General features: G+C 63.1%; 4 protein-coding genes. All 4 read left to right on the top strand.

What is annotated here, in order from left to right; genetic code table 11:
• The coding region (locus IGW03_RS37270; protein ID WP_194727423.1) for a branched-chain amino acid ABC transporter permease at nt 1–693 on the top strand (693 nt) is incomplete at its 5' end.
• A 1-nt stretch (nt 694) separates the two neighbouring features.
• Nucleotides 695–2,002 carry a branched-chain amino acid ABC transporter permease gene (locus IGW03_RS37265; RefSeq protein WP_194727422.1) on the top strand — a complete coding sequence of 436 codons (1,308 nt, stop codon included), beginning with the start codon at nt 695–697 and terminating at the stop codon, nt 2,000–2,002.
• Entirely contained in the window at nt 1,999–2,763 is a 765-nt protein-coding gene (locus IGW03_RS37260; RefSeq protein WP_194727421.1) for an ABC transporter ATP-binding protein, read from the top strand. The genes IGW03_RS37265 and IGW03_RS37260 overlap by 4 nt, the downstream gene beginning before the upstream one ends.
• Complete coding sequence (locus tag IGW03_RS37255; protein WP_194727420.1) at nt 2,764–3,465, top strand: ABC transporter ATP-binding protein; 702 nt, start codon at nt 2,764–2,766, stop codon at nt 3,463–3,465.
• Nucleotides 3,466–3,505 lie beyond the last annotated feature (40 nt).

Here is a 3,505-nt window from a genome sequence, read left to right as displayed (position 1 = left end):
CACAAGTACGGCCACATCCCCGAACTGCTGTTCACCTTCGGCCTGTCCTACGTGCTGGTCGAGCTGGTGCAGCTGGTCTGGGGCAGGGCGGCCGTGCCTTACCCGATTCCCGCCGAACTCGACGGACCCCTGTTCACCCTGTTCACCACCACCTTCCCGATGTACCGCGGCTTCATGATGCTGGTGGCCATCCTGATGCTCGTCGCCATCTTCCTGGTGCTGACCAAGACCCGCATCGGCCTGGTCATCCAGGCGGCGCTGACCCATCCCGACATGGTCGAAGCGCTCGGCCACAATGTGCCGCGCGTGTTCATGCTGGTCTTCGGCGGCGGCTGCGCGCTGGCGGGCCTCGCCGGCGTGATCGGCGGCAATGCCTTCGTCACCGAACCCGGCATGGCGGCCACCGTGGGCAGCATCATCTTCGTGGTGGTGGTCGTCGGCGGCATGGGCTCGCTGGTGGGCGCCTTGCTGGCGTCGCTCTTGATCGGCGTGCTGCAGACCTATGCGGTGGCGCTGGACTATTCCTTCGCCACGCTGCTGGCCTGGGTCGGCACCACCGTCACGCCGGAGACCTTCGGTTTCCCGGTACTCAAACTCACCATCTCGCAGGTCGCACCGATCCTGCCTTACCTGCTGCTGGTGCTGATCCTGATTTTCCGTCCGCGCGGCCTGATGGGCACACGGGAGGGCTGACATGAACACCAATACACTGACCATCAAAAACACCATGACGTACAAGCCCCTGAATCTGGCGCGCTGGATCATCTGGGGGCTGTTCGCCATCATCCTGATCGTGGCGCCGCTGATCTTCAAGTCCGGCGCCTCGCTGTCGATCCTGTCGCAGATCGGCACCGTCATGATCTTCGGCCTGTCCTACAACATGCTGCTGGGCCAGGGCGGCATGCTCAGCTTCGGCCATGCGGTCTATTCCGGCCTGGGCGCCTTCTTCGCCATCCATGCGATGAACCTGGCCACCGCCGGCAAGATCTGGATGCCGGTGTCGCTCATTCCCCTGATCGGCGGCCTCGCCGGCATGTTCTTCGGCATGCTGTTCGGCTATGTCACCACCAAGAAGTCCGGCACCACCTTCTCCATGATCACCCTCGGTATCGTGGAACTGGTGTTCGCCTGCTCGCTGATGTTCCCCGAGTTCTTCGGCGGCGAGGGCGGCATTTCCACCAACCGCGTCTACGGCGACAAGTTCCTGGGCATCAGCTTCGGCCCCCAGATCCAGGTCTACTACCTGATCGCCGCCTGGCTGTTCATCGCCACGGTCGGCATGTACGCCTTCACCCAGACGCCGCTGGGGCGCATCATCAATGCCGTGCGCGACAACCCCGAGCGGGTCGAGTTCATCGGCTACGACACCCAGTGGGCGCGCTACCTCACCCTGATCCTGTCGGGCTTCTTCGCCGGCATCTCGGGCGGCCTGTCGGCGATCAACTTCGAGATCGTCACTGCCGAGAACGTGTCCGCATTGCGCTCCGGCGGCGTGCTGCTGTTCACCTTCATCGGCGGCGTCGGCTTCTTCTTCGGCCCCATGATCGGCGCGATCATCGGCGTGTTTCTCACCGTCATGCTGTCGGATTTCACCAAGGCCTGGCAGCTGTACCTGGGCGTGTTCTTCATCATCATCGTCATGTATGCGCCCGGCGGCATCGCCAGCATCCTGATGATGAACCTGCGGGTGGCCAAGTTCGGCAAGTACCGGCGCATCCTGCCGCAGCTCCTTGCGGTGTGCGCCGCTTCGCTGGTGGGTTTCGTGGGACTGGTGATGGTCATCGAAATGCTGTACCACCTGACGCTGGAGTCGGCCAACGGCACCGAGATGAAGCTCTTCGGCACCATGGTCGATACCGCGGCCCCGACCGGCTGGATTATCGCGCTGGCGCTGGTGGCGGTGGGCGCCGCCGCCTTCTGGAAGACGAAGAAATCCTTCTCCCAGGCCTGGGGGGAAGTCAACAGTGAAATCGAAGAACAGATCCGCAAGGGGGCAGCATGAGCGCATTGGCACTCGAACTGAAAGACGTGCGCAAGAGTTTCGGCAAGTCCGAAATCATCCGCGGGGCCAACTTGGCGGTGCCCAAGGGCGAGCGCTTTGCCATCATCGGGCCCAACGGCGCCGGCAAGTCGACGCTGTTCAACCTGATCTCGGGACGCTTTCCGGTCAGCTCGGGCGACATCCTGCTCAACGGCAAGAGCATCCTCGGGCTGCGGCCGTTCGAGATCAACCGCAGCGGCCTGTCGCGCAGCTTCCAGATCACCAACATCTTCCACCGGCTGTCGGTGTACGAGAACCTGCGCTGCGCGGTGCTGTGGTCGCTCGGCTACAAGTACTCGTTCTGGCATCGGCTTAACGGCCTGAAGGATGCGCACGAGCGTGCCGAAGCAGTGCTCGAGCAAATCGGTCTCAAACGCCGGCGCGACACCGCTGCAGGTCTCTTGACCTACGCCGAGCAGCGGGCGCTGGAGATCGGTATTACGATCGCCGGCGGCGCGGAAGTGATCCTGCTCGATGAGCCGACGGCGGGCATGAGCCGTTCCGAGTCGGATGCGGCGGTGGAACTGATCCGCAAGGTCACGGTGGGCAAGACGCTCTTGATGGTGGAGCACGACATGAGCGTGGTGTTCGGGCTGGCCGACAAGATTGCGGTGGTGGTGTACGGCGAGGTGATCGCCTGCGACACGCCGCAGAATATTCGAGGTAACCAGAAGGTGCAGGAAGCCTATCTGGGGGGACATGCACCGGCGGAGGTGGCATAAATGGCGGCATTACTGGAAATCAAGGACCTGCACGCATACTACGGCAAGAGCCATGTGCTGCACGGGGTGGACCTGAACGTGGGCGAGGGCGAGATCGTCAGTCTGCTGGGCCGCAACGGCGTGGGGCGTTCGACCACGGTGAAGTCGACCATGGGACAGGTGGACGTGACGGGCTCGATCAGGTTCAAGGGACAGGAAATCACAGGCTTGAAAGCCTTCGAGATCGCGCACAAGGGGCTCGGCTACGTGCCGGAGAACCGGGACGTGTTTCCGACGCTTTCCGTGGAACAGAATCTGGTGCTGGGCGAGAAGAAGGGCAAGAAGTCGCGCTGGAGCCTCAATGACATGTACAAGATGTTTCCGCGGCTGAAGGAGCGCCAGCATACGCCTGCCGGGGTCCTGTCGGGCGGCGAGCAGCAGATGCTGACCTTGTGTCGGACCTTGATGGGCGACCCTGACCTGATCATGATCGACGAGCCGACCGAGGGCCTGGCGCCGAAGATCGTGGAGCTGGTGGGGGAGTACCTGATGGAGCTGAAGAACCGGGGCATCTCGGTGCTGCTGGTGGAGCAGAAGCTGGCCATTGCGATGGAGATCTCGCAGCGGGTGTATGTGATGGGGCACGGCGCGATCGTGTTCGAGGGCACGCCGGCCGATCTGCGCGCGAATGCGGCCATTCGCAAGGAGTGGCTGGAAGTGTAAGCCGGCATGTGCGCGGCGCCGAGTTCGCCGCGCATTTTTC

It is taken from the genome of Noviherbaspirillum malthae (assembly GCF_015352985.1).
Lineage (GTDB): Bacteria > Pseudomonadota > Gammaproteobacteria > Burkholderiales > Burkholderiaceae_D > Noviherbaspirillum > Noviherbaspirillum malthae.
The sequence above is the reverse complement of the archived record's forward strand: the minus strand, read 5'-3'. Positions and strand labels throughout refer to the sequence as shown.